At 42.1% G+C, this 25,922-nt stretch carries 21 protein-coding genes and 1 tRNA gene; 6 read left to right on the top strand and 16 right to left on the bottom strand.

Annotated elements, in window-relative coordinates; all coding sequences use genetic code 11:
- The 14 genes from H5157_RS12895 to deoC all read right to left on the bottom strand — a co-directional run.
- Positions 1–125, bottom strand: a 125-nt coding sequence (locus H5157_RS12895) for a GTP-binding protein (protein ID WP_033023824.1), incomplete at its 3' end; no start/stop codon positions are given.
- 62 nt (positions 126–187) lie between these two features.
- On the bottom strand, positions 188–2,302 hold the full coding sequence (gene fusA, locus H5157_RS12890) for an elongation factor G (RefSeq protein WP_002958887.1): 2,115 nt from the start codon (positions 2,300–2,302) through the stop codon (positions 188–190).
- Positions 2,303–2,329: 27 nt separating this feature from the next.
- Positions 2,330–2,800 carry a 30S ribosomal protein S7 gene (gene rpsG / locus H5157_RS12885; protein ID WP_010555004.1) on the bottom strand — a complete coding sequence of 157 codons (471 nt, stop codon included), beginning with the start codon at positions 2,798–2,800 and terminating at the stop codon, positions 2,330–2,332.
- Positions 2,801–2,897: 97 nt separating this feature from the next.
- Positions 2,898–3,272: a 30S ribosomal protein S12 gene (gene rpsL / locus H5157_RS12880; RefSeq protein WP_002958885.1), complete on the bottom strand. Its 375-nt coding sequence runs from the start codon at positions 3,270–3,272 to the stop codon at positions 2,898–2,900.
- A gap of 194 nt (positions 3,273–3,466) precedes the next feature.
- Entirely contained in the window at positions 3,467–7,642 is a 4,176-nt protein-coding gene (gene rpoC / locus H5157_RS12875; protein ID WP_002958884.1) for a DNA-directed RNA polymerase subunit beta', read from the bottom strand.
- Positions 7,643–7,746: 104 nt separating this feature from the next.
- Positions 7,747–11,772, bottom strand: a complete 4,026-nt coding sequence (gene rpoB, locus H5157_RS12870; protein ID WP_024597281.1) for a DNA-directed RNA polymerase subunit beta — start codon at positions 11,770–11,772, stop codon at positions 7,747–7,749.
- A 271-nt stretch (positions 11,773–12,043) separates the two neighbouring features.
- A complete protein-coding gene (gene rplL / locus H5157_RS12865; RefSeq protein ID WP_002958882.1) occupies positions 12,044–12,406 on the bottom strand; it encodes a 50S ribosomal protein L7/L12 in 363 nt (120 codons plus the stop codon).
- A gap of 76 nt (positions 12,407–12,482) precedes the next feature.
- Positions 12,483–12,977: a 50S ribosomal protein L10 gene (gene rplJ, locus H5157_RS12860; protein ID WP_002958881.1), complete on the bottom strand. Its 495-nt coding sequence runs from the start codon at positions 12,975–12,977 to the stop codon at positions 12,483–12,485.
- A gap of 323 nt (positions 12,978–13,300) precedes the next feature.
- Positions 13,301–14,005, bottom strand: coding sequence for a 50S ribosomal protein L1 (rplA, locus tag H5157_RS12855; protein WP_002958880.1), 705 nt, complete (start codon positions 14,003–14,005; stop codon positions 13,301–13,303).
- A 3-nt stretch (positions 14,006–14,008) separates the two neighbouring features.
- Complete coding sequence (gene rplK, locus H5157_RS12850) at positions 14,009–14,437, bottom strand: 50S ribosomal protein L11 (RefSeq protein ID WP_002958879.1); 429 nt, start codon at positions 14,435–14,437, stop codon at positions 14,009–14,011.
- A 214-nt stretch (positions 14,438–14,651) separates the two neighbouring features.
- On the bottom strand, positions 14,652–15,215 hold the full coding sequence (gene nusG, locus H5157_RS12845) for a transcription termination/antitermination protein NusG (RefSeq protein WP_002958878.1): 564 nt from the start codon (positions 15,213–15,215) through the stop codon (positions 14,652–14,654).
- 4 nt (positions 15,216–15,219) lie between these two features.
- On the bottom strand, positions 15,220–15,597 hold the full coding sequence (secE, locus tag H5157_RS12840) for a preprotein translocase subunit SecE (protein ID WP_002958877.1): 378 nt from the start codon (positions 15,595–15,597) through the stop codon (positions 15,220–15,222).
- 132 nt (positions 15,598–15,729) lie between these two features.
- A tRNA-Trp gene (locus tag H5157_RS12835) sits at positions 15,730–15,806 on the bottom strand.
- Between the two features lie 148 nt (positions 15,807–15,954).
- Positions 15,955–16,698: a deoxyribose-phosphate aldolase gene (gene deoC / locus H5157_RS12830; RefSeq protein ID WP_182724811.1), complete on the bottom strand. Its 744-nt coding sequence runs from the start codon at positions 16,696–16,698 to the stop codon at positions 15,955–15,957.
- Positions 16,699–17,148: 450 nt separating this feature from the next.
- On the opposite strand from deoC, the gene cysG reads away from it, so the two are divergent.
- From cysG to cysQ, 6 genes are read left to right on the top strand one after another with little or no spacing between them, the layout of a single operon-like run.
- Positions 17,149–18,576, top strand: a complete 1,428-nt coding sequence (gene cysG / locus H5157_RS12825) for a siroheme synthase CysG (protein ID WP_024603341.1) — start codon at positions 17,149–17,151, stop codon at positions 18,574–18,576.
- A gap of 49 nt (positions 18,577–18,625) precedes the next feature.
- Positions 18,626–19,525: a sulfate adenylyltransferase subunit CysD gene (gene cysD, locus H5157_RS12820; protein WP_002958873.1), complete on the top strand. Its 900-nt coding sequence runs from the start codon at positions 18,626–18,628 to the stop codon at positions 19,523–19,525.
- A complete protein-coding gene (cysN, locus tag H5157_RS12815) occupies positions 19,525–20,949 on the top strand; it encodes a sulfate adenylyltransferase subunit CysN (protein WP_182724810.1) in 1,425 nt (474 codons plus the stop codon). Before cysD ends, cysN begins: the two co-directional genes overlap by 1 nt.
- Before the next feature lie 31 nt (positions 20,950–20,980).
- Positions 20,981–22,705 carry an SLC13 family permease gene (locus tag H5157_RS12810; RefSeq protein WP_182712486.1) on the top strand — a complete coding sequence of 575 codons (1,725 nt, stop codon included), beginning with the start codon at positions 20,981–20,983 and terminating at the stop codon, positions 22,703–22,705.
- A gap of 32 nt (positions 22,706–22,737) precedes the next feature.
- The gene (gene cysC / locus H5157_RS12805; protein ID WP_008133444.1) at positions 22,738–23,331 is read left to right on the top strand and encodes an adenylyl-sulfate kinase; all 594 of its coding nucleotides are present in this window, start codon (positions 22,738–22,740) and stop codon (positions 23,329–23,331) included.
- Positions 23,332–23,340: 9 nt separating this feature from the next.
- Positions 23,341–24,111: a 3'(2'),5'-bisphosphate nucleotidase CysQ gene (gene cysQ, locus H5157_RS12800; protein ID WP_182724809.1), complete on the top strand. Its 771-nt coding sequence runs from the start codon at positions 23,341–23,343 to the stop codon at positions 24,109–24,111.
- Positions 24,112–24,242: 131 nt separating this feature from the next.
- Here cysQ and H5157_RS12795 read toward each other — a convergent pair whose 3' ends face one another.
- Together H5157_RS12795 and H5157_RS12790 are read right to left on the bottom strand one after the other, a co-directional pair.
- Positions 24,243–24,728 (bottom strand): hypothetical protein, encoded by a 486-nt coding sequence (locus tag H5157_RS12795; RefSeq protein ID WP_165723695.1) that lies wholly within the window; start codon positions 24,726–24,728, stop codon positions 24,243–24,245.
- A gap of 385 nt (positions 24,729–25,113) precedes the next feature.
- On the bottom strand, positions 25,114–25,911 hold the full coding sequence (locus H5157_RS12790; protein WP_182724808.1) for an alpha/beta fold hydrolase: 798 nt from the start codon (positions 25,909–25,911) through the stop codon (positions 25,114–25,116).
- Between the last annotated feature and the right edge of the window lie 11 nt (positions 25,912–25,922).

The following is a 25,922-nucleotide window of genomic DNA, read 5'->3' as shown; positions in this document are numbered from 1 at the left end:
CCGCCGTATACTTTTGCAAGTACGTTAGTGATTGCTGCAGTTAGTGTAGTTTTACCGTGGTCAACGTGGCCGATTGTACCAACGTTTACGTGCGGTTTTACGCGTTCAAACTTTTCTTTTGCCATCTTAAAAAATTCCTAATAAAGAAATTAAAGCCTGACTCACTATTGAGCCAGACAAGCTAAAATTATATAACAGCGCGAGCTGAAATTATTGTATCTGCGACATTTTTAGAGGCTTCAGCGTACTTCACAAACTCCATAGAGTATGAGGCACGGCCCTGTGTTGCAGATCGTAAAGCAGTTGCATAACCAAACATTTCAGAAAGAGGAACTTGCGCATTAATTTGCTTAAGTCCACCTAATGCATCTTCCATGCCTTCGATTATGCCGCGGCGACGGTTTAAGTCGCCAACTACATCACCCATATTTGAATCAGGAGTGAGTACTTCAACCTTCATTACTGGCTCTAAAAGTACAGGGTTAGCTTCAAGCGCCCCGTTTTTCATTGCCAGTGAACCTGCTATTTTAAATGCCATTTCATTCGAATCTACATCATGGAATGAACCATCATATAAAGTCGCTTTAACGCCAAGTAATGGGTAGCCTGCCAGTACACCTTGAGACATTTGCTCTTGGATACCTTTGTCTACCGCAGGAACGAATTCTTTAGGAACTGAACCACCTACGGTTTCGTTAACGAACTCGTAAATTGGTGACTCATCATCCGTAATATCCATCGGTTCAAGTTTAATCCAAACGTGTCCATATTGGCCACGACCACCTGACTGACGTATAAACTTCCCTTCAACCTTAACAGTTGAACGAATAGCTTCTCGGTATGAGACCTGCGGCTTACCAACGTTACATTCAACACTGAATTCACGTTTCATACGGTCGACAATGATATCTAAGTGAAGTTCACCCATGCCAGAGATTATAACCTGGCCTGATTCTTCGTCAGTTTGTACGCGAAAAGAAGGATCTTCAGCAGCTAGTTTACCTAGTGCAATACCCATCTTGTCTTGGTCAGCTATAGTGCGGGGCTCAACCGCAATAGAGATTACTGGTTCTGGGAATTCCATACGCTCAAGCGTAATAATAGAATTCGGATCACACAGTGTTTCACCTGTTGTTACGTCTTTAAGACCAATAGCTGCCGCGATGTCGCCTGCGAAAACTTCTTTGATCTCTTCACGAGAGTTTGAATGCATCTGTACGATACGGCCAAGTCGCTCACGCTTACTTTTTACTGGATTATATACCGTGTCACCCTGTTTAACAGTACCAGAGTAAACACGGAAAAAGGTCAAGGTTCCAACAAACGGGTCTGTTGCAATCTTAAATGCGAGTGCAGCAAACGGCGCTTTATCATTAGCTGGACGTTCTTCCTCAGTACCATTTTCTAAGATACCTTGGATTTGTTTCACTTGCTCTGGTGACGGCATATATTCAACAACGCCATCAAGCACAGCTTGAACGCCTTTGTTTTTAAATGCGCTACCACAAGTAACTGGAACAATCTCATTTGCTAATGTTCGTTGGCGTAAAGCATTTTTAATTTCTGCTTCACTTAACTCTTCACCTTCTAAGTATTTATCCATTAGTTCTTCTGTTGCTTCAGCAGCGCTTTCAACTAAATGAGCGCGCCATTCTTCAGCTAATTCCAGAAGTTCTGCCGGTATTGCCTCATAAGAGAAAGTCATACCCTGGTCCGCTTCGTTCCAGTTAATCACTTTCATTTTTATAAGGTCAATAACACCTTTAAAGTCGTCCTCAGCGCCTACAGGCAACTGAATTGGAACAGGCGTTGCTCCAAGACGAGATTTCACCTGGCTGACCACTGCTAAGAAGTCTGCGCCCGTGCGATCCATTTTATTTACGAAGATCATTCTCGGAACTTCGTATTTGTTCGCTTGACGCCAAACTGTCTCAGTTTGCGGCTGTACACCAGATGAAGCACAAAGAACAACTACCGCACCATCTAGTACGCGTAAAGAACGCTCTACTTCGATAGTGAAATCTACGTGTCCTGGAGTATCAATAATATTGATACGATGGGCGTCAAATTGAGCATCCATCCCTTTCCAAAAACACGTTGTTGCAGCAGAAGTGATTGTGATACCACGCTCTTGTTCCTGCTCCATCCAATCCATAGTTGCAGCGCCATCATGTACTTCACCGATCTTATGAGAAAGACCTGTGTAGAACAGAACACGTTCTGTTGTGGTGGTTTTGCCTGCATCTACGTGAGCAACAATACCTATATTACGATAGCGCTCAAGTGGAGTTGTACGTGCCATATGATCCTCTTAAAGGTTAAAGACAGATTACCAACGGTAATGAGCGAATGCTTTATTCGCTTCAGCCATACGGTGAACGTCTTCACGTTTCTTAACCGCAGTGCCTTTATTATCAGAAGCGTCAACGATTTCTTGAGCTAAACGTAAGCCCATAGATTTTTCGCCACGCTTACGTGCAGCGTCTACTAACCAACGCATACCTAATGCGTTACGACGAACTGGACGTACTTCAACTGGTACTTGATAAGTTGAACCACCAACACGGCGAGATTTAACCTCTACCTGTGGACGGATGTTATCAAGTGCAGTTTCAAAGATTTCTAGGTGCGACTTGCCTGATTTCTCAGCAGCCACGTCTAGCGCACCATAAACAATTTTTTCAGCAGTAGATTTCTTGCCGTCTAACATCACGATGTTAACGAATTTAGCAAGAAGTTCCGATCCGAACTTAGGATCTGGAAGAATTTTACGTTGACCGATTACGCGTCTTCTAGGCATTTTGTATCTCCGGTTTATTCAGGTTTGCTCTTTCGAGTCAATCACCCAAAACAATAATTATAAATATTTAGTGCTTGGCCTTACTAACGGAATACAATTACCCTTTAGGGCGTTTTGCACCGTATTTAGAACGAGCTTGACGACGATCGCTAACGCCTGCACAGTCAAGTGCACCACGAACAGTGTGAAAACGCACACCTGGTAAATCTTTAACACGACCACCACGGATTAGGATTACACTATGCTCTTGAAGGTTATGACCTTCACCGCCAATGTATGAAGTTACTTCGAAACCGTTAGTTAAACGTACACGTGCTACTTTACGTAACGCCGAGTTTGGTTTCTTAGGTGTAGTTGTATATACGCGAGTACATACACCGCGCTTTTGCGGACACGCTTTTAGTGCAGCTGAGTTACTTTTCGTAACCTTGCTACGGCGTGGCTTACGCACTAGCTGGTTAATAGTTGCCATTTAAATAGCTCCTGAAATTAAAATTACTACTGAAAAAAATAAAAAATCCGCCCTTTATTTACGAGCCTGCATTAAGCACACAAGTAAATGGGTGGCGGAATTTTAATGAGCAAAGTTTAACCTGTCAACCTAAACTAATCGTAAGACAGCATATAACTGCCTTACGATCACTTAATCTATTGATTAAGAACAGTTTATTGATTTCCAGACAAATCAGCATTTAGAGCGTCTGTAAGTGCTTGAGTCGCCTCTTCTGCACTTACTGTTTGCTCTTCTACTACTACTTTGCTTTGTTTACGGCGAGCCATACGTTCTTGATGATACGCAAAACCGGTACCGGCTGGGATCAAACGACCCACAATTACGTTTTCTTTAAGACCGCGAAGCTCATCGCTCTTACCATTCACTGCCGCATCTGTAAGAACACGTGTTGTCTCTTGGAAAGACGCTGCAGAGATGAAAGATTCTGTTGCTAGTGATGCTTTTGTGATACCCATTAACTGGATTTCAAACTTAGCTGGTATCTTACCTTGTTTTTCAAGGTCACGGTTTGCGATATTAACGCGCGCCACTTCGATTTGTTCACCGGCTAAGAAGTCAGTATCACCGCCGTGCATAATGGTACATTTACGTAACATTTGACGGATAATTGTTTCAATGTGCTTGTCATTGATCTTAACGCCTTGCAAACGGTAAACCTCTTGCACTTCGTTAACGATATAGTTAGCAACATGAGTCACACCACGTAGGCGTAAGATGTCATGCGGTGATTCAGGACCATCGGCAATAACTTCACCTTTAGACACTTGCTCACCTTCAAACACGTTAAGTTGACGCCACTTAGGAATCATCTCTTCGTAATGATCACCTTCAGCTGGAGTAATAACTAAACGCTTCTTACCTTTAGTCTCTTTACCGAAGCTAATTGTACCAGTTACTTCAGCTAATATAGCTGGATCTTTTGGCTTACGAGCTTCAAATAAGTCGGCTACGCGTGGTAGACCACCCGTGATATCACGAGTTTTCGAACCTTCTTGCGGAATACGTGCTAACACGTCACCTGGGTTTGCTGTAACGCCGTCAATAACTTCAATCGTAGTGAATGAAGGAAGACGTGTTTCTTGCAGACCGCGCTCTTCACTTTCAATGATAAGCTTTGGTTCTTTCGTATTTACTTTAGCAAGATCTTTTACAACTACACGGGTTAAACCGGTTAGTTCATCAGTCTGTGCTTCAGTATTTGAATCATCGATATCGCTGAACGATACTTTTGACTTATGCTCAAGAACGATTGGGTGACTATGCGGGTCCCAAGTAGCGACGATGTCATTACCTTGAACTTCTGCATTGTCTTGCACTGTTAGTACCGCACCGTAAGGTACTTTATAACGCTCTTTCTCACGACCATGACTATCGATGATAGTAATTTCCGTAGAACGAGAGGTAATAACAATCTTACCGTCTGTGTTTAATACGTACTTAGAGTTATGAAGTTTTAATGTACCGTTAGTTTTAACTTGTACATTATTTTCTGCAGATGCTCTAGATGCCGCACCACCGATGTGGAAGGTACGCATTGTTAACTGTGTACCCGGCTCACCGATTGATTGAGCCGCGATAACACCCACTGATTCACCAGCGTTGATGATGTGACCACGTGCTAGGTCACGACCGTAACAGTTAGCACAAACACCAAAGTCATTATCACATGTGATAACAGAACGTACGCGAACTTCATCTACTGAGTGCTCTTCTAAAAGGTCACACAGTTTTTCGTCAAGCATAACATTACGTTCAACAAGTACAGTATTAGTACCTGGAATTACAATATCTTCAGCAACAACACGACCTAGAACACGTTCGCGAAGTGCTTCTACAACATCACCACCTTCAATAAGCGGTTTCATTGTTAAGCCATCTTCTGTGCCACAGTCATCTTCATTGATTACCAAATCTTGTGCAACGTCTACTAGACGACGCGTTAGGTAACCCGAGTTTGCTGTTTTAAGTGCTGTATCGGCAAGACCTTTACGCGCACCATGCGTTGAGATGAAGTACTGAAGTACGTTTAGACCTTCACGGAAGTTAGCTGTGATTGGCGTCTCGATGATTGAACCATCTGGACGTGCCATTAGACCACGCATACCCGCCAACTGACGAATCTGTGCAGCACTACCACGAGCACCTGAGTCGGCCATCATAAACACTGAGTTAAATGACGGTTGCTCTACTTCTTCACCTTTTGCATTGATAACTGTATCTTTTGACAAGTTAGCCATCATCTCACGTGATAAGTTTTCGTTTACACGTGACCAGATATCGATAACTTTATTGTACTTTTCACCAGCCGTTACAAGACCTGATTGGAATTGTTGGTTGATTTCAGTCACTTCAGCTTCAGCTGATTCAATTATCTGTGCTTTAATCGGTGGGATAACTAAGTCATCAATACCGATAGAAACACCTGACTTCATTGCATAATGGAAACCGGTGTACATAACTTGGTCAGCAAAGATAACTGTATCCTTAAGACCTAGACGACGGTAACACTCATTCAATAAGCCAGAAATCTGCTTTTTACCTAGCGGCTGGTTGATTGACGCAAACGGCATGCCTTTAGGTAAAATTAGAGACAGAATTGCACGACCAACAGTTGTATCGATAACAGTCACAGTGTCTTCTACTATGCCGTCTTCGTTTTTAACTGATTGGCTAATACGTACTTTCACGATTGCGTGAAGGTCTGCATTGCCGCTGCGGTATGCTTTTTCTGCTTCTTTTGGATCTTTAAATATCGCGCCTTCGCCTTTAGCGTTAATGCGGTCACGAGTCATGTAATAAAGACCCAATACAACATCCTGTGAAGGAACGATGATTGGCTCACCATTCGCAGGAGATAGAATGTTGTTTGTTGACATCATTAAGGCACGAGCTTCAAGCTGTGCTTCGATTGTTAACGGTACGTGTACCGCCATTTGGTCACCATCGAAATCGGCGTTGTAGGCCGCACATACTAATGGATGCAAATGAATCGCTTTACCTTCGATAAGCACAGGTTCAAACGCTTGGATACCCAAACGGTGAAGTGTTGGTGCACGGTTAAGTAATACTGGATGTTCACGAATTACTTCGTCAAGTACATCCCATACTTCCGGAACTTCACGTTCAACCATCTTCTTAGCTGCTTTGATTGTCGTAGCCATGCCGCGACGCTCTAATTTGCCATAGATGAATGGTTTGAATAACTCTAGTGCCATCTTCTTAGGAAGACCACATTGGTGAAGCTTAAGTGTAGGACCTACTGTGATTACAGAACGGCCTGAATAATCTACACGCTTACCAAGTAAGTTCTGACGGAAACGACCTTGCTTACCCTTGATCATATCAGCAAGAGATTTAAGAGGACGTTTGTTAGAACCTGTAATTGCACGACCACGACGACCGTTATCAAGTAGCGCATCTACCGCTTCTTGTAACATACGTTTTTCGTTGCGTACAATAATGTCTGGTGCTGCTAAATCTAGTAGACGCTTAAGACGGTTATTACGGTTAATAACACGACGGTAAAGGTCGTTTAGATCAGATGTCGCAAAACGACCACCGTCTAATGGTACTAATGGACGTAGATCAGGTGGCAATACTGGAAGTACTGTCATGATCATCCACTCAGGGTTATTACCTGATTGGTGGAACGATTCCATTAACTTAAGACGTTTAGTGATTTTTTTACGCTTAGTTTCAGAGTTAATTGTTGGTAACTCTTCACGCATCTCAGCAATTAATTGAGCAAGATCAAGTTCACGAAGCAAGTCTAAAACTGCTTCAGCACCCATCTTCGCTTCAAATTCATCACCGTGCTCTTCTAGTGAATCTAAGTATTCTTCTTCACCTAATAGTTGACCACGCTCAAGCGTTGTCATACCAGGCTCAGTTACTACGAATGATTCGAAGTAAAGAACACGTTCAATATCACGAAGCGTCATATCTAGCATTAAGCCAATACGTGACGGTAATGATTTTAAAAACCATATATGTGCAACTGGGCTCGCAAGGTCGATATGACCCATACGATCGCGTCGCACTTTAGTGAGTGTTACTTCAACGCCACACTTTTCACAGATCACACCACGGTGTTTAAGGCGTTTATATTTACCACATAAACACTCATAATCTTTCACTGGGCCGAAAATACGGGCACAGAATAAGCCGTCGCGCTCAGGCTTGAAAGTACGGTAGTTAATAGTCTCAGGTTTCTTTACTTCACCGTATGACCATGAACGAACCATGTCTGGTGAAGCAAGACCAATGCGAATTGCATCGAATTCTTCGGTCTTATTTTGTTGCTTCAGAAACTTAAGTAAGTCTTTCACCTTAGCTCTCCTGTCGGAGTTAATCTTGAGGACGGATAGTCTCGTCCCTACATTCTATTCAGCCGTAACAGATGCTGCAGCGTTAACTGCAGCATCTAATTGGCTTAATTTTCTTCCAACTCGATGTTGATACCCAGTGAGCGGATTTCTTTCAACAATACATTGAACGATTCTGGCATACCTGGTTCCATTTTATGGTTACCATCAACGATGTTTTTATACATCTTAGTACGACCGTTCACGTCATCCGATTTCACTGTTAGCATTTCTTGTAGAGTGTAAGCAGCACCGTAAGCTTCAAGTGCCCATACTTCCATCTCACCAAAACGCTGGCCACCGAACTGTGCTTTACCACCCAGCGGCTGCTGAGTAACAAGGCTGTAAGAACCAGTAGAACGTGCGTGCATCTTATCATCAACCAAGTGGTTAAGTTTAAGCATGTACATGTAACCAACAGTTACTTGACGTTCAAACTGATCGCCAGTACGGCCATCATAAAGTGTAACCTGACCACTTCGAGGATATCCACCAAGCTCAAGCATGTCTTTGATTTCGCTTTCTTTCGCGCCATCAAATGCAGGAGTAGCTATTGGTAAACCACCTTTTAAGTTTTCAGCTAGACGACGAATTTCGTCATCAGTGAAGCTAGCAATGTCTACAACTTGGCGAGATTCACCAATTTCGTAAGCTTGCTTGATGAATTCACGTAGCTCATGAAGCTCACGTTGTTCTTTCATCATCTCTTCAATACGTTCACCGATACCACGTGCAGCAAGACCCATATGTGTTTCAAGGATCTGACCGATGTTCATACGCGATGGTACACCTAGTGGATTCAATACGATATCTACCGTACGACCTTTGTCATCGTAAGGCATATCTTCTACTGGTACGATAGTCGAGATAACACCTTTGTTACCGTGACGACCCGCCATTTTATCACCCGGTTGGATACGACGTTTAACAGCTAGGTATACTTTAACAATCTTAAGTACGCCCGGTGCTAAATCATCACCTTGGGTAATTTTACGACGTTTGTTTTCAAACTTTTTATCGTATTCAGCTTTAAGCTCATCGTACTGTGCAGCTAGTTGCTCAAGCTCAGCTTGCTTGTCTTCTTCAGCAAGGCTTTGCGTAAGTACTTTTTCAGCATTAAGAGATGCAAGTTTTTCTTCATCAAAACCAGCAGCTATAAGTAGCTTGCGTGCACGGTCTAAAACGCCTGCTTCTAAAATACGGAACTCTTCGTTGAAGTCTTTCTTCGCTTCGCGAAGCTGCATATCTTCAACTTCTAACGCACGTTTATCTTTTTCAACACCATCACGGGTGAAAACTTGCACGTCAATTACAGTACCAGTTACAGAGTTTGGTACACGTAAAGAGCTGTCTTTAACGTCAGACGCTTTTTCGCCGAAGATAGCACGTAGTAGCTTCTCTTCAGGTGTAAGCTGTGTCTCGCCTTTAGGAGTCACTTTACCTACTAGGATATCGCCGCCTTTAACTTCAGCACCAATATATACAACGCCTGATTCATCAAGCTTGCCTAGCGCAGATTCACCCACATTCGGGATATCTGCAGTGATCTCTTCAGGACCTAATTTAGTATCACGGGCAACACACTGTAGTTCTTGAATATGGATAGTCGTTAGACGATCTTCTTCAACTACGCGCTCTGATAACAAGATTGAATCTTCGAAGTTGTAACCGTTCCATGGCATGAATGCCACGCGAAGGTTTTGACCAAGGGCTAAGTCACCTAAGTCAGTCGAAGGACCATCTGCTAACACGTCACCACGAGTAACCGGTTCGCCAACCATACAAGTTGGTTTTTGGTTAATACATGTATTTTGGTTAGAACGTGTGTATTTGGTTAAGTTGTAGATGTCGATGCCCGCTTCACCTGGGATGCGTTCTTCTTCATGTACATTTACAACGATGCGACTTGCGTCAGCATACATAACTTCACCACCACGTTTAGCAACGATAGTTACACCAGAGTCTTTCGCTAGTGTTAACTCAATACCAGTACCTACTAACGGTTTATCCGCTTTCAATGTTGGTACTGCTTGGCGTTGCATGTTTGAACCCATCAATGCACGGTTAGCATCATCGTGTTCTAGAAACGGGATAAGTGCTGCCGCTACAGAGATCACCTGTTGTGGTGATACATCCATATACTGCTGGTCCATGCGACCCATAAAGGTAGATTCACCTTTGTGACGACATGGAATAAGTTCATCAACAAACTCATTGGTTTCAGTTAAGTTTGAGTTCGCCTGTGCGATAACAAACTGACCTTCTTCAATGGCTGATAAGTAATCAACTTCATCAGTTACAACACCATCTACCACTTTGCGGTAAGGTGTTTCTAAGAAACCGTAGTCATTTGTACGTGCGTACGTAGACAACGAGTTAATTAGACCGATGTTTGGACCCTCAGGAGTCTCGATTGGACATACGCGACCATAGTGAGTTACGTGAACGTCACGTACTTCAAAGCCTGCGCGTTCACGAGTTAAACCGCCCGGACCTAATGCAGAGATACGACGTTTATGCGTAACTTCTGATAGTGGGTTATTTTGGTCCATAAACTGTGATAACTGAGACGAGCCGAAGAACTCTTTAACCGCTGCCGAAATAGGCTTAGCGTTAATAAGATCTTGTGGCATTATCGCGTCAAGGTCACCTAAGCTTAAACGCTCACGTACAGCACGTTCAACACGTACTAGACCAACACGGAATTGGTTCTCAGCCATTTCGCCAACACTACGTATACGACGGTTGCCTAAGTGATCGATATCATCAACATCGCCTTGACCGTTACGAATAGCAATTAATACTTTCATAACAGACACGATGTCTTCTTTGCTTAATGTGCCTGGGCCTGTGTCTGTATCGTAACCAACACGGCTATTGAACTTCATACGACCTACAGTAGATAAGTCATAACGCTCTTCAGAGAAGAACAAGTTCTGGAATAAGGCTTCAGCCGCGTCTTTCGTCGGTGGCTCGCCTGGGCGCATCATGCGGTAAATTTCTACTAGTGCTTCTAAACGGCTGCTTGAAGAGTCAATGTTCAATGTATTTGACATGTAAGCACCGCTGTCCACTTCATTGATATATAAAGTATCAATTTTAGTGTGACCGGCTTTAACCAATTCAGCCATTAGCTCTAGAGTTAGCTCGTCATTTGCATTTGCAATAACTTCACCAGTTGACTCATCAACATAGTTTTTAGCTACAATACGGCCAATGATGTACTCATGTGGTACTTCTAATTGCTTAATGCCTTTCTTCTCGATGCTCTTGATGTGGCGAGCCGTAACACGACGACCGCTTTCAACAAATACTTCACCGTCTTCGCTCTTGATATCAAAAGCGGCAGTTTCACCACGTAAACGCGAAGGTACAAGTTCCATAAGAACTTTACCATTCGTTACTTCAAACGTAGTGTTATCGAAGAACATATCTAGGATTTCTTCGCTAGAATACTCTAGTGCACGTAGGATGATAGACGCCGGTAATTTACGACGGCGGTCAATACGTACATATAAGTTATCTTTTGCATCAAATTCGAAGTCTAACCATGAACCACGGTAAGGTATAACGCGTGCGTTATATAATACTTTACCCGATGAATGGGTTTTACCGCGGTCGTTATCAAAGAATACACCAGGGCTACGGTGTAGCTGAGAAACGATAACACGCTCTGTACCATTGATTACAAAAGTACCGGTATCTGTCATGAGCGGAATTTCGCCCATGTAAACTTCTTGCTCTTTAATGTCTTTAACTGTGCCTGGTGCTTCTTTGTCCATAACAACAAGACGCAGTTTCACGCGAAGTGGAGCAGAATAAGTCACACCGCGAATTTGACATTCTTTTACATCGAAAACTGGCTCACCAATACGGTAACTTACGTATTGAAGCTCAGAATTTCCCGAGTAGCTTTTAATAGGGAACACAGAACGGAAGGCAGCTTCCAAACCATGATCGCCATCAGCGTCCGGCACTAAGAATTTTTTAAACGATTCTAACTGTGTAGACAGTAAAAAAGGTATATCCAAAACTTGTGGACGTTTACCAAAATCCTTACGGATACGTTTCTTTTCAGAATAAGAGTAAGCCATGGGGTTCCTCAGCTTGCTGATCTTTGACCCGACCTGTTCTTGTAAGAACAGACTTAACTGGCAGCTATGCCAAGATTTTACAACATTTAACTGTTGTTCTAATTAGATCCCACTTTAACACTAGCAAACTATAAAGCGTTGAAAGTAAAGAAAAAATCAGATTTTATTTGAACTAAAAGAGTGCATCACTCTATAGCGCAAAAAGGCCGGTGATTAAATAATCACCAGCCCTTGCCTGATTTCTCAGGCAGCGAACTTAGCAAAAGCTAAATTACTTAACCTCAACTTCAGCACCAGCTTCAGTAAGATCTTTTGCAAGTGCTTCAGCTTCTTCTTTAGATACACCTTCTTTAACAGGTGTAGGAGCAGCTTCAACAAGAGCTTTCGCTTCTTTAAGGCCAAGGCCAGTTGCGCTACGAACAGCTTTGATTGCAGAAACCTTGTTAGCGCCAGCGCCAGTAAGGATTACGTCAAATTCTGTTTTCTCTTCAGCAGCTTCAGCAGCTGGACCAGCTACCATTGCAGCTGCAGCAGTTACGCCGAATTTTTCTTCCATTGCTTCGATAAGAGCAACAACGTCCATTACTGACATTTCAGCAATTGCGTCAAGGATTTGGTCTTTAGATACAGACATTACAAATTTCCTAATAATTAACGGACATTAAGTCCAAATAAATTTTACACCGAAAGTGAGATTAAACAGCTTAAAATTAAGCAGCTTGCTCTTCTTTCTGTACACGTACTGCTTCAATTGTTTTACACAATTTGCCAGCAGACGCTTCTTTCATAGCACTCATTAAGCGTGCAACAGCTTCATCGTATGTAGGTAATGTAGCAAGCATTGCTGCATCAACAACATTTCCTTCAAAAGCGGCCGTTTTAAGCTCGAATTTCTCATTCTTTTTCGCGAAATCTGAAAAGATACGCGCAGCAGCACCTGGGTGCTCTGATGAGAAAGCGATTAAGCTTGGACCAACAAATGAATCAGAAAGACACTCAAAATCTGTTCCTTCAAGAGCACGTTTTGCTAAAGTGTTACGGACAACTTTCATCCAAACACCATTTGCACGAGCTTCTTTACGAAGGGCAGTGATTGCGCCAACTGTTACACCACGAGAATCTGCAACAACTGCAGATAGAGCACCATTGGCTGCTTCGTTGACTTCAGCAACTATTGCTTTTTTGCCTTGAAGATTTAAAGCCATGGGTGTTACTCCTGGTTTAATGGGGGTACCGATTATCGGATTCCCCTGTTCTACTCTTCCCTACCAAACAAGGTAGAGATGCTTTTTACGGCGAGAGCCAGAAGGATTAGGAAAAATCTATCTGGGGTCTACACCGTCTACGTAGGTGAATATTAAGGCCGAAGCCACCTACGGTCTTGGACGGAAGCCCAATTTATCGTTAACCCCAAAGGCTTAACGAAATTATGGACTTCAACCCGAATTCTTTACTTTGCAAATTAATAAATTAATCAACAAAATGGCGCGAAATTATAGTACAAATTTCACGCCATGTAAACACTCAATTAAGCAACAATAGTGCTTAAAGTGTTTTGGTCAACAGAAACACCTGCGCCCATTGTTGTAGAGATAGTTACTTTCTTCAAGTAAACACCTTTAGCTTGAGAAGGTTTAGCCTTCTTAAGCGCAACAATTAGAGCTTCAAGGTTTTGTTGTAACTGCTCTGCAGTGAAATCAACCTTACCAATAGTAGTATGGATGATGCCATTTTTGTCATTACGGTAACGTACTTGACCTGCTTTAGCATTTTTAACTGCTTCTGCAACGTTAGGCGTTACAGTACCAGTTTTAGGGTTTGGCATTAGACCACGTGGGCCTAAGATTTGACCTAGTTGACCAACAACACGCATAGCGTCTGGTGATGCAACAACAACGTCAAAGTTCATCTCGCCTTTTTTAACTAGTTCAGCAAGATCTTCCATACCTACTAATTCAGCACCGGCTTCTTTTGCAGCTTCTGCATTAGCGCCTTGTGTGAATACAGCAACACGAACGTCACGACCAGTACCGTTAGGTAGTACAGTAGCACCACGAACGTTTTGATCAGATTTACGAGCATCGATACCAAGGTTAACGGCAACGTCAACACTTTCTACGAATTTAGCTGTCGCTAACTCTTTTAAAAGAGCAACTGCTTCATTGATTTCGTAATCTTTAGTTACTTCCACTTTTTCGCGGATAGTACGCATACGTTTAGTTAATTTAGCCATTTCTTAGTCCTCTACGTTCAAGCCCATCGCACGCGCAGAACCTGCGATAGTGCGAACCGCTGCGTCCATATCGGCAGCTGTAAGGTCAGTTCGTTTTGTCTCAACAATTTCTTCAAGTTGAGCACGAGTTACTGTGCCTACTTTATCAGTGTTAGGACGGCCTGAGCCTGACTTGATACCAGCAGCTTTCTTAAGTAAGTAAGCAGCAGGTGGCGTTTTCATGTCGAACGTAAATGAACGGTCACCGTAAACAGAGATCACTACAGGAACTGGAGCGCCTTTTTCGATAGACTCTGTACGTGCGTTAAACGCTTTACAGAATTCCATGATGTTTACACCGTGTTGACCTAGTGCAGGACCTACTGGAGGACTAGGATTAGCCATACCAGCGGCAACTTGTAGCTTGATTAGAGCTTCAACTTTTTTAGCCATTATAAATACCTCATTTGGTGGGTCTCAGCCTTGTGCGCGCGAGGACGCGTACTCTAACGGCTTCCCAGTTTAAAAATTGGTTTCGTACTTTTTGCACAGTAAAAAATAAATTTTACCTTAATACAAAAAGGCCGCTGATTATAAGTTAATCAGCGGCCTTTTTCAAGCTTCATGCCAAAATTTAAATAAAAATTAGCGAAGCTTTTTTAATCAATTACTTATCTTGCTCAACTTGACCGAATTCAAGCTCAACTGGCGTAGAACGACCAAAAATAAGTACAGATACTTTTACGCGGCTCTTTTCGTAGTCAACTTCTTCAACTACACCACTGAAATCTGCAAATGGACCATCTGTAACGCGTACAACTTCACCTGGTTCAAATAATGTAGCAGGTTTAGGTGCTTCAGCATTTTCTTGTAGGCGATTAAGAATGCGCTCAGCTTCTTTAGGGCTGATAGGAGCAGGACGATCAGACGTACCACCAATAAAGCCCATAACGCGTTCTGTGCTGTTCACTAAGTGCCAGCTTGCGTCATTCATATCCATTTGTACTAATACATAACCTGGGAAGAATTTACGCTCAGATTTACGCTTTTGGCCAGCGCGCATCTCAACAACTTCTTCAGTTGGTACTAATATCTCACCAAAGCTCGATTCTAGACCTTCGATTTTAATATGTTCAATTAACGTTTGAGCTACACGCTTTTCGTAACCAGAAAAGGCCTGTACTACATACCAACGTAACTTAATTTCTTTGTTCTCGTTCTCATCCGACATGGGATCAGATCTCCAATCCAGTTAAAAAGCCTACAGCGCGGAATAAAATGCCATCTAATCCCCAAAGGATAAGTGCCATAATCACTGTTGCAACCATTACAATTAATGTCGTGTGGGTAGTTTCTTGGCGCGTTGGCCAAATAACTTTGCGTACTTCAATTCGAGCTTCTTTAGCGAAAGCAAGAAAGTTACGTCCCTTAAATGTTTGCGAGGCAATTGCTAATCCGGCCGCTATTGCAACAACAACGCCAATAGCACGTAGTAATACAGATTGATCTGCATACATGTGATTACCAACAACTGCGCCTGCAAGTAGCGCGATTGCTACTAACCACTTTACTGACTCCATCGCACTTGATGGTGTTTCTACATTCGTGCTCATAATATTATTACCTTAACTACAGACACAACAACCCTACACTACGGCAGGGTTAATCCATTAAAATCTAAACTTAAAAACAGACTTAATTTAAACCGGTTTTTAATCTCAGACTACTCAAATAACAAGTAAAACTGGCAGGGGCGGAGAGATTCGAACTCCCAACCATCGGTTTTGGAGACCGCTGTTCTACCAATTGGAACTACGCCCCTGCAAAGTGGATGCCTATTATACTTACGCAGTTCATTAACACAAGCCTAAAAGATACCCACATTGGAAAATCTAATTAATTAATTACATTATTGTTTAAACTGCTAATAATTTAATCGGTTAGATAAACCTACAATCCAAAGATATTGATTATTTCCCTATGGTTTTATAAACGTCACTTAACAAGCTTGAAGCGCCAAACCTAAATGTATTTGCTTGCAAATAATCATCACCCATTATTGCGCGTGCTAGCGCTAAATAATCACTAGCATCGGCCACTGTTTTAACACCGCCAGCCGCTTTAAAGCCCACACGTTTATTTGAGTTTTTAATGGCTGTTAGCATAGTTTTTGTTGATTCAAGCGTGGCATTTACAGCTACTTTACCCGTACTGGTTTTTACAAAATCAGCACCGCCTTCAATTGCAAGCTCCGTGGCTTGAGTAATAAGCGCGTCGGTTTTTAGCTCGCCGCTTTCTATTATTACTTTAAGCTGCGCGCGCGACCCACACGCTTTTTTACTTTCGCTTACATAGCTAAGTACAGTTTGAGCATCGCCCGCTATTAGTTTTTTATAAGGAATAACCAAATCAATTTCGTCTGCGCCGCGCTCTATAGCAATAAGTGTTTCGTTAATTACATCACTCAGTGGTGCATCACCTGTTGGAAAGTTAGTAACTGTTGCGACTTTAACATGGTTAAGCTCACGCGCTGCGAGTGCTATTTTTGCATCATCAACAAAGTCGCTATAAACACATACAGCGGCAGGCGTGCCTAAGGTAGGATTTATGCTATCAACAAGTGCTTGAATGCTTTTGGTGGTATCGCTGGTGTTTAAGCTTGTTAAATCCATCAGTGCGACTGCTAATGCGGCATCTTTTTGGTGTTGTGTCATTAGAGCTCCGTTGCTTATGTAATACCAATTTTATTAAAAACATGATCATTTTAGCGTATTAAATAACGCACTAACTACGTTAAAAACTATTTATATAGAACAACTATGTATCATAATTTTAGCCTTGCTATTGAGCTATTTTCTCGTCGCTATAATAGATCACTAATTTAATGCAATTGGTATAAGTACAAAATTTGATATGCATCCATATTAACAAATTAAACCAAACTCGCTATAGCTCATAACCAAACACTATAAGCTGGTTATTTTACTTGTAACTCGGCGCAATCCCTTGTTAACTAGCTCTTAGGCCTAAAAAGCCCACCTATTATAACTTTTGGTTATATCAACTTGGTTTTAATTATTTTTTACTTATTGATAGCCGCTATATTCTGCATATCAGAATAAAGCGTTTTCTTATATTTGAATTTGTTTAGGGGTCTTATTAACGTGCAGTATTTACCTATCTTTACCAAACTCGACAACAAACCAGTATTGGTTGTTGGCGGTGGAGAGGTCGCTTTACGCAAATGTCGCGCGTTTTTAAAAGCGAGAGCAAGCGTTACTTTAGTAGCACCTTGGTTTTGCGACGAACTAAAAGAGCATGCACATAATAATGAAGTAACGCTTATTGATGCTTATTTTGATGAATCGCACCTTGATGGCAAAATGCTTGTTATTGCAGCAACCGACCGCGATGAAGTAAACAACAACGTATTTGAACTTGCCAATGCCCGCAATGTGTTTGTAAACGTGGTTGATGACCAACCTAAATGTACGTTTATATTCCCATCCATTGTTGACCGTGACCCAATTACGATTGCTATATCAAGTGCTGGCACAGCGCCCGTACTTGCACGTCGCTTACGCGAAAAGCTCGAAACTCTTATTCCACATCATATTGGCCCACTTGCAACACTTGTCGGTGGCTTTAGAGACAAAGTAAAAAAACGCTTTAAGCATTTTTCAGACCGCCGCCAATTTTGGGAAGGCGTGTTCGACTCATCTGTTGTGAGTAAAGTACAAACCGGCGATACCCAAGCCGCACAGCAGCAACTAGAGCAAATGCTAGATGCAAAAGCAGAACCTGAAGGCGAAGTATATGTAGTAGGTGCAGGCCCTGGCGATCCAGAGCTTTTAACACTTAAAGCACTGCAACTTATGCAACAAGCCGACGTCGTCGTTTATGACTTTTTAGTCTCTGACGAAATTATGGAATTAGTGCGCCGTGATGCTGACCTTATTTGTGTAGGTAAACGCTTAGGCGATCATAGTGTTGTTCAAGAAGATACCAACCAAATGTTGGTCGACCTTGCTAAACAAGGCAAAAAAGTGTGCCGCATTAAAGGTGGTGACCCGTTTATTTATGGCCGTGGTGGCGAAGAAGTACAAGTACTGGCTGCTAACAATGTAAATTATCAAATTGTACCGGGAATTACAGCTGCTGCAGGTTGTAGTGCGTATGCGGGTATTCCGCTTACGCATCGTGACCATGCACAAGCCATTCAATTTGTAACGGGCCACTGTAAAAAAGACGGTCAAGAACTTGATTGGCAATCACTGGCAAAAGCAAATCAAACGCTTGCTATTTACATGGGCGTAATTAAATCGCCGCACATACAAAGCGAGCTTTTAAAGCATGGCCGCAAAGCCGACACACCTGTTGCCATTATCGAAAACGGTACACGTAAAAATCAGCGTGTAGTAACAGGCCAATTAGGCGAACTTGCCGACTTAATTGAACGCAACAGCATTATATCGCCTGCGCTACTCATTATTGGTGAAGTAGCCGCCCTGCACTCGCAACTAGCGTGGTTTGGGAAAAACGAACAAACAAGCAGCTTTGCACAGCCGCTAACAGATGTATCAAATACATAACCGAATTTTAAATTTGTAACTTTTAATCATTTTAGTAGGACGACTAACAATGGCTTTAACTCACCTTCAGCAACTTGAAGCTGAAAGTATCAAAATCATGCGCGAAGTCGCCGCTGAGTTTGAGAACCCAGTAATGCTTTACTCTATTGGTAAAGATTCGTCGGTACTTTTGCACTTAGCGCGTAAAGCATTTTACCCTGCAAAAATTCCGTTTCCGTTATTACACGTAGACACCAACTGGAAGTTTCGTGAAATGATTGAGTTTCGCGACCGTATAGCTAAAGAATACGGCTTTGATCTACTGGTACACAAAAACCCAGAAGGCATTGAAATGGGCGTAGGCCCGTTTACGCATGGCTCAGGTAAACATACCGACATAATGAAAACCCAAGGCTTAAAACAAGCACTTGATAAATACGGCTTTGATGCTGCATTTGGTGGCGCACGCCGCGACGAAGAGAAGTCACGCGCAAAAGAGCGTGTTTATTCGTTCCGCGACAAACACCACCGTTGGGACCCTAAAAACCAACGCCCAGAGCTTTGGAATACCTACAACAGCCAAGTTAATCCGGGTGAGAGCATTCGTGTTTTCCCATTATCTAACTGGACTGAGCTTGATATTTGGCAATACATTTATCAAGAAAACATCGAAATGGTGCCATTGTACCTAGCTAAAGATCGCCCAGTAGTTGAGCGCGACGGTACTTTAATTATGGTTGACGATGAGCGTATGCCTCTTAATGAAGGTGAAGTACCGCAAATGAAATCTGTACGTTTTCGTACATTAGGCTGCTACCCACTTACCGGTGCAGTTGAATCAACAGCCAGTACTTTAACCGAAATCATCGAAGAAATGCTGCTATCTACGTCATCTGAACGTGAAGGTCGTGTTATTGACCATGATTCAGCCGGCTCAATGGAGAAGAAAAAACGTGAGGGGTATTTTTAATGTCTAGCCTAAATAACGATACATTTAACGAAGTAAAAGAAATAGGCATAGACGCCTACCTAGCACGCCAACAAGACAAAAGCTTATTACGCATGCTTACTTGTGGCAGCGTAGATGACGGTAAATCAACATTGATTGGCCGCCTACTGCACGACAGCCACCAAATTTATGAAGATCAGCTAGCAGCCCTTCATAAAGATAACGAAAAAGTAGGTAACGCAGGTGAAGATCTTGACCTTGCTTTATTAGTTGATGGCCTACAAGCTGAGCGTGAACAAGGCATTACCATTGACGTAGCGTACCGTTACTTTTCAACGGCTAAGCGTAAATTTATTATTGCCGACACACCTGGGCACGAGCAATACACGCGCAACATGGTAACCGGTGCATCAACAAGCGATGTCGCCATTATTTTGGTTGATGCGCGTTACGGCGTACAAGTACAAACTAAGCGCCATAGCTTTATTTGTGACTCGCTGGGCATTAAGCAGTTTGTTGTTGCCGTTAATAAAATGGATATCGTTGATTTTGACGAAACCGTGTATGAAAAAATTAAGGCCGATTACCTTAAATTTGCTGAGCAACTTAACGTATCAAACATTAAGTTTGTGCCTATGTCGGCGCTTAAAGGCGACAACGTAGTAACACGCTCTGCACATACACCGTATTACACCGACAAGCCGCTACTAGAGTTACTAGAAGATTCGCCAGCAGCCGAAATAGATACAGGCTTTGAAGCGCGCCTACCGGTGCAATATGTCGTGCGTCCTAACTTAAACTTCCGTGGTTTTCAGGGCACACTGACATCGGGCAAGATGCACGTAGGCGATGCTATAAGAGTATTACCGTCGGGTAAAACATCAAGCATTAAAGAAATTGTTACCTTTGATGGCAACCTAGGCAGCGCCGAAGCAGGCCAAGCAATTACCGTTACCCTAAATAACGAAATTGATATTAGCCGAGGAGATGTAATCGTACCTGCAAATTCAACGGCCGCTGTAACTAACCAGTTGCAAGCTAAAATTGTGTGGATGCATGAATCGCCATTAGTGTTAGGTAAAAGCTATAACCTAAAACTAGGTAGCAAAAACACCTCAGCTATTGTTAAAAAGATTGACTACACAATTGATGTAAACACGCTTGAGCACGGCACTAGCGACTCACTGCAGTTGAACGAAATTGCGATTGTAACGCTTGAACTAACCGAAACTATTTTGGCAGACGAGTACCACAGCAATCACGAAACAGGCTCGTTTATCCTAATCGATCGCTTATCAAACCTAACTGTTGCTGCCGGTATGATTGAGCAAGTACTGCAAAGCCAAACAAAGCAAAGTAACTTTAGCGAATTTGAAGTTGAATTTAACAGCTTAGTACGCAAGCACTTCCCGCATTGGCAAGCGCTTGATATTTCTAAGTTATAAGTTAACTTTAGCCTGTTAGGAATTTAAAAGCATGGTAGAACAGCTCGTTTTAACAGGCATTATGCTTACCTTAGTCGGGTGCCTTTTTGGCACCCGTATTAATCCAGCATGGTTATTTGTAAGCGCTATTGGCACCAGCTACTTAGCAGGGCTAATCGATCTTGAAAGTATGCTAGTTAACTACGCTAACCCGTCGCTTATCACTTTAGTACTATTGGTGTTAGTGTCGACAGCAATAGAAAAAACCACCCTAATTCAAAAGTTAGCGCAATCGCTATCTAAAGGTAGTTTAGTAAAATCGGTAACAAAATTGGGGTTATCAACCGCCTTTTTATCGTCGTTCACTAACAATACCGCCGTTGTTGCATCGCTTATTACCGCGATAAAAGACAATCCTAATCACTCCCCTTCAAAGCTATTATTACCGCTGTCGTACACTGCTATTTTGGGCGGCACTATCACGCTTATTGGTACATCAACCAACTTAATCGTTAATGGCTTTGCAGTAGATGCGGGTATGGAACCGCTGGGCTTTTTTGACTTTACCTTAGTGGGTTTAGGCGCGTTAAGCGTAGGCCTAATTACCATTTTAGTGATGCTTAAATACTTACCCGACAACGGTAAAAGCGACCAAGAAGTCGTGCCTTTTTACCTAGAAGGTAAAGTACAAGCAAGCTCAAAATTAATAGGCCAAACCGTAGAAGAAAACGGCCTACGTGATTTAAAAGACTTATTCCTTGCTGAAATCATTCGCGATGGCAGCCGCATTTGCGCAGTCACCCCGCTGCAAATTATTCAAAAAGACGACGTGCTGCTGTTTGTAGGTGACATAAAATCGGTGCCATTACTTACCCGTTTCGACGGCCTAAAAGTAGTACACGAAAATCATCAAAAAGACATAGAACACTTAGTAGAAGTAGTTGTAAGTCAATCTTCAAAATTTATTGGTAAAACCGTAAAAGAAGCCCGCTTTAGAGAGCAGTTTCATGCAGCCGTTATTGCCATTCGCCGTGGACACGACCGCTTACAGGGCGGCCTTGGGCAAGTGCAATTACAAGCTGGCGACTCACTTATACTCGCACCAGGCAAAAATTTTTACACTTTGCCTAATTTAAAGCGCGAATTTGTGTATATTTCAGGGTTTGACTTACAAGCCCACCTTGCACCTAAGCAATCAAATATTGTGCTACTAAGCTTTGCTGCAGTACTGGGTTTAAGCATTATTGGCATAGTGCCGCTGGTTAAAGGCTTATTAGTATTACTGATTGGCTTAATGCTCAGCGGCACCATAAAACTTAACGAAGTAAAACGCCGTTTTCCTATCGAGTTATTGGTGGTTGTAGGTAGCGCCATTGGCCTTGCTAAATTAATGATAGGCACCGGACTTGCCGGGCAAATATCCGACGCCATGTTTATGGTACTTGGGGATTTTGGCCCGTACGGCGCGTTTATAGCTATATTTTTAATGACCGTATTATTTACCGAGCTTATAACTAACAACGCAGCAGCTGCCTTATCGTTCCCTGTTGCTTACTCGCTCGCGGTTGGTTTTAATGTAGACCCACTACCGTTTATTATGGCGGTTGCCTTTGGCGCATCAGCCAGCTTTATATCGCCATTTGGGTATCAAACTAATCTAATGGTTTATAGCGCGGGTAACTATCGCTTAAAAGATTACATAGTGATGGGCTTACCCCTTTCTATTATTTATTCAATCACGGTATTAACCTTGATCCCGCTGGTATTTCCGTTTTAATACCTGCGCTCACAGCATAAGAGACTCTCACTATGGATGAAAATATAGTTTGGCATAACTACGCAACGACAAAAGCACAGCGTAGTGAGCAAAAAAAACATAAGCCCGCTATTTTATGGTTTACCGGCTTTTCAGGCTCTGGCAAAAGCACCGTAGCAAACGCACTAGAAGCGGCGCTTAACCAGCAAGGTACGCACACTTACCTGCTCGATGGCGACAACGTACGCCACGGTTTGTGTAAAGATCTAGGCTTTAGCGACGAAGACCGCATTGAAAACATACGCCGTGTAGGCGAAACCGCAAAACTAATGACCGACGCTGGCTTGTTAGTACTTACTGCGTTTATATCGCCTTTTAGAGCAGAACGCGACATGGTGCGCAGCTTAGTAGACGAAGGCGAATTTATCGAAGTCTTTATCGATACCCCACTTGATGTATGCGAAAGCCGCGATCCAAAAGGCTTATACAAAAAAGCCCGCGCTGGAGAGATAAAACACTTCACAGGTATCGATTCAAACTACGAAGTGCCAAACAATCCAGAAATAATTTTAGATACAAGTAAAAACACCCTAGACCAATCGGTTACACAACTGATAACGTATCTAAAACAAAAGCACATAATATAGGTTAACCCCATGAATCAAACCGAACTGCTAGAAGAAACCCTCATCCTTGCCCGCAAAGCAGGCCAAGCGATAATGGGAATTTACGAAAAGGATTTTAACGTTGAGTACAAAGCCGATGAAAGCCCCGTAACCGACGCCGATTTAGCAGCTCATAAACTGATTGTGGCAGGGCTTCAACAGCTCACACCTGATATTCCAATACTCAGTGAAGAAAACGCCGACATAAGCTGGGATCTACGCCAAACGTGGAAAAGCTACTGGTTAGTTGATCCAATCGACGGCACTAAAGAATTTATTAAAAAGAACGGTGAATTTACCGTAAACATCGCCCTAATTAAAAACGGCATTCCTATTTTAGCCGTAGTAGATGCACCTGCCCTTGGCGTATCGTACTTAGCTGCCGAAGCCATTGGCGCATTTAAAGATAAAGGCGATGAGCGAATTGAGCTTAAAGTAACGACTAAACCTAACAAAGGGTTAATTCGAGTTGTAGGCAGCCGCTCGCACCCATCACCCGATTTAGCCGAGTTTGTAAAACGCTTTGATGAGGTTGAAATGGTGTCTAAAGGCAGCTCACTAAAGCTGTGTTTAGTCGCCGAAGGCAGCGCCGATATTTACCCGCGCTTAGGTCCAACTTGCGAATGGGATACAGGCGCAGGCCATGCCATCGCCGAAATAGCCGGTGCTAAAGTCACTAAGCTTGATGGCAGCCCGCTTATTTATAACACCAAAGATGAATACTTAAATCCGTATTTTGTGGTTTCGGCTTTAGAGGGATAAGAGCAGTTTTGAGTGGTTAGCTATCAGTTGTTAAAAAGACAATTGGTAGCTTTTTCTCTTCATATTATGAAAAGGTGACAACTACACGTTGAGAAGACTATTACCCTGTTGAAAGCGCTTATTATATGCCTCTAGTTTGCAGGCTTATTTCTGTATCTTCGCAACTTTCTTAACAAGTGTTCGGGATCTTCGTCAGAGCCTTTAGCTCTCAAATATTCTTCGGCTATTTCATATTGCGAACGTTTTTTCTTTTTGTTACCAATGGCTTCCATAGATAATGTCATCTCTAAAAATTTAACGTCTTCCTTTTTTGCTTCTCGCCCAGAAAAGTTTCCAATACCTTTAATGGGCTTCCCATAAAATGATTCTTCAAGATCAACTTTACCAGCTTGTAACATATACACTTCATAAATCTCTGATATTTTTAGTAGTAATTCAGGTGGTGGGTAAATCCCAAATTCCATAAAATATGCAAGTTTACCAAGTGGATTTTCCGACTCTATAGGGCGATTACTTTCTAAATTTAACTCACTATAAAAATGTTTATTGAGGTACTTCCACGCCTCCTCTAATTCATTAATGGTTTGCTCATTAATATCTAGATATTTACTCTTCATAGCCAACCTTTAAAATATTACTGTAAAAATGAATGCAGCAATTATGCTACCTAAAGTATTTAACGCTAATATACCACTTGGTTTCTCGTACCACTTTATTGAATTATTACTCATACTATTCCCCCTTAATTAGTTAAGTAATAATTATTAATTAAATAAACCTAATAAGTAAGGACACTCAAGCTTCTAGATATCCGTTGCCACACCTACTCAGATAAAATCTAAAAAACTATAAAATAAAGTAAGAGTTGGCGGGAGCTATGGCGTGTTGGGTTTTACTACTTTAGGTCTTGTTTTTAGTTTAGGACGAAAGCCAAAAAGAATGATCTAATCCAATTTACTAAGTACTTACCCCTCATTGCACACTTTTTAAAAGCAACAACCCTTAACGATTTTGCTGGGCGATAAACGCAAGCGAGTGCTGATTGAATAAGTCAGGGCGTTCCACATTACAGACATGGCCGCAATGGTGAATAGTTTGCAGTACGCTGTTTTTATGACGCTTAACCATTTCTTTAACAGGGCCAAGGAACATATGATCTTCCTTACCCATAATGTACAGAATGGGAATATCAATGTCTTTTTCTTTGAAATATTGCATTAAAGGATTTACGTCCATGGCTAATTTAAACCATTTTATAAACTCTTTTTGGCACAAGCGTTTTGCTTCACGAACAAACAAAAGTCGAGATTCTTTATGACGCTTTTTCGGCATCATAATAAAAGCAAATAAGCGATACAGCCACATATAAGGCAAGAAGTGTTTAAAAGTATTACCTAAATAAACCAATGTATTACTGCGCGTATTAAAACGAGTAACCGCTCCACCTAGCACCATGCTAGAAACATATTGCGGCGCAATTTCAGCAATATTTCGAATAAGAATTGTACCCAATGAAATACCAACAAAGTGTGCGCTGGAGATATAGTTATGATCTAACACATCAATGATGTCTTTAGAGACATTATTAAATGAATAATTATTATCAACAAAGTTTTGTACTAAGTTATTCGATTTACCGTGACCACGAAGATCTAGCAGCAATACATTATATTCTTTTTTATAGGCTTTAAGCTGACGAAACCAAATTGCCGAACTACCACCTGCTCCATGGACAAATACAACCCATGTTTTACTGGTTTCGTGCGCAAAAGTAGTATGGAAGAGAATCTCTTTGCTCATTGCAGTTAGTG

Origin of the sequence: Pseudoalteromonas sp. SG43-3 (genome assembly GCF_014164385.1) — a bacterium.
Classification (GTDB): Bacteria; Pseudomonadota; Gammaproteobacteria; order Enterobacterales; family Alteromonadaceae; genus Pseudoalteromonas; species Pseudoalteromonas distincta.
The sequence above is the reverse complement of the archived record's forward strand: the minus strand, read 5'-3'. Positions and strand labels throughout refer to the sequence as shown.

Coding starts and splice junctions, on each gene's coding strand:
- H5157_RS12790 (WP_182724808.1), bottom strand. CDS start 25,911: ATGAGCAAAGAGATTCTCTTCCATACTACTTTTGCGCACGAAACCAGT.
- cysC (WP_008133444.1), top strand. CDS start 22,738: ATGGATGAAAATATAGTTTGGCATAACTACGCAACGACAAAAGCACAG.
- rplA (WP_002958880.1), bottom strand. CDS start 14,005: ATGGCTAAATTAACTAAACGTATGCGTACTATCCGCGAAAAAGTGGAA.
- cysD (WP_002958873.1), top strand. CDS start 18,626: ATGGCTTTAACTCACCTTCAGCAACTTGAAGCTGAAAGTATCAAAATC.
- rpsG (WP_010555004.1), bottom strand. CDS start 2,800: ATGCCTAGAAGACGCGTAATCGGTCAACGTAAAATTCTTCCAGATCCT.
- cysQ (WP_182724809.1), top strand. CDS start 23,341: ATGAATCAAACCGAACTGCTAGAAGAAACCCTCATCCTTGCCCGCAAA.
- deoC (WP_182724811.1), bottom strand. CDS start 16,698: ATGACACAACACCAAAAAGATGCCGCATTAGCAGTCGCACTGATGGAT.
- fusA (WP_002958887.1), bottom strand. CDS start 2,302: ATGGCACGTACAACTCCACTTGAGCGCTATCGTAATATAGGTATTGTT.
- secE (WP_002958877.1), bottom strand. CDS start 15,597: ATGAGCACGAATGTAGAAACACCATCAAGTGCGATGGAGTCAGTAAAG.
- rplL (WP_002958882.1), bottom strand. CDS start 12,406: ATGTCTGTATCTAAAGACCAAATCCTTGACGCAATTGCTGAAATGTCA.
- H5157_RS12795 (WP_165723695.1), bottom strand. CDS start 24,728: ATGAAGAGTAAATATCTAGATATTAATGAGCAAACCATTAATGAATTA.
- cysN (WP_182724810.1), top strand. CDS start 19,525: ATGTCTAGCCTAAATAACGATACATTTAACGAAGTAAAAGAAATAGGC.
- rplK (WP_002958879.1), bottom strand. CDS start 14,437: ATGGCTAAAAAAGTTGAAGCTCTAATCAAGCTACAAGTTGCCGCTGGT.
- H5157_RS12810 (WP_182712486.1), top strand. CDS start 20,981: ATGGTAGAACAGCTCGTTTTAACAGGCATTATGCTTACCTTAGTCGGG.
- nusG (WP_002958878.1), bottom strand. CDS start 15,215: ATGTCGGATGAGAACGAGAACAAAGAAATTAAGTTACGTTGGTATGTA.
- rpoB (WP_024597281.1), bottom strand. CDS start 11,772: ATGGCTTACTCTTATTCTGAAAAGAAACGTATCCGTAAGGATTTTGGT.
- rpsL (WP_002958885.1), bottom strand. CDS start 3,272: ATGGCAACTATTAACCAGCTAGTGCGTAAGCCACGCCGTAGCAAGGTT.
- rplJ (WP_002958881.1), bottom strand. CDS start 12,977: ATGGCTTTAAATCTTCAAGGCAAAAAAGCAATAGTTGCTGAAGTCAAC.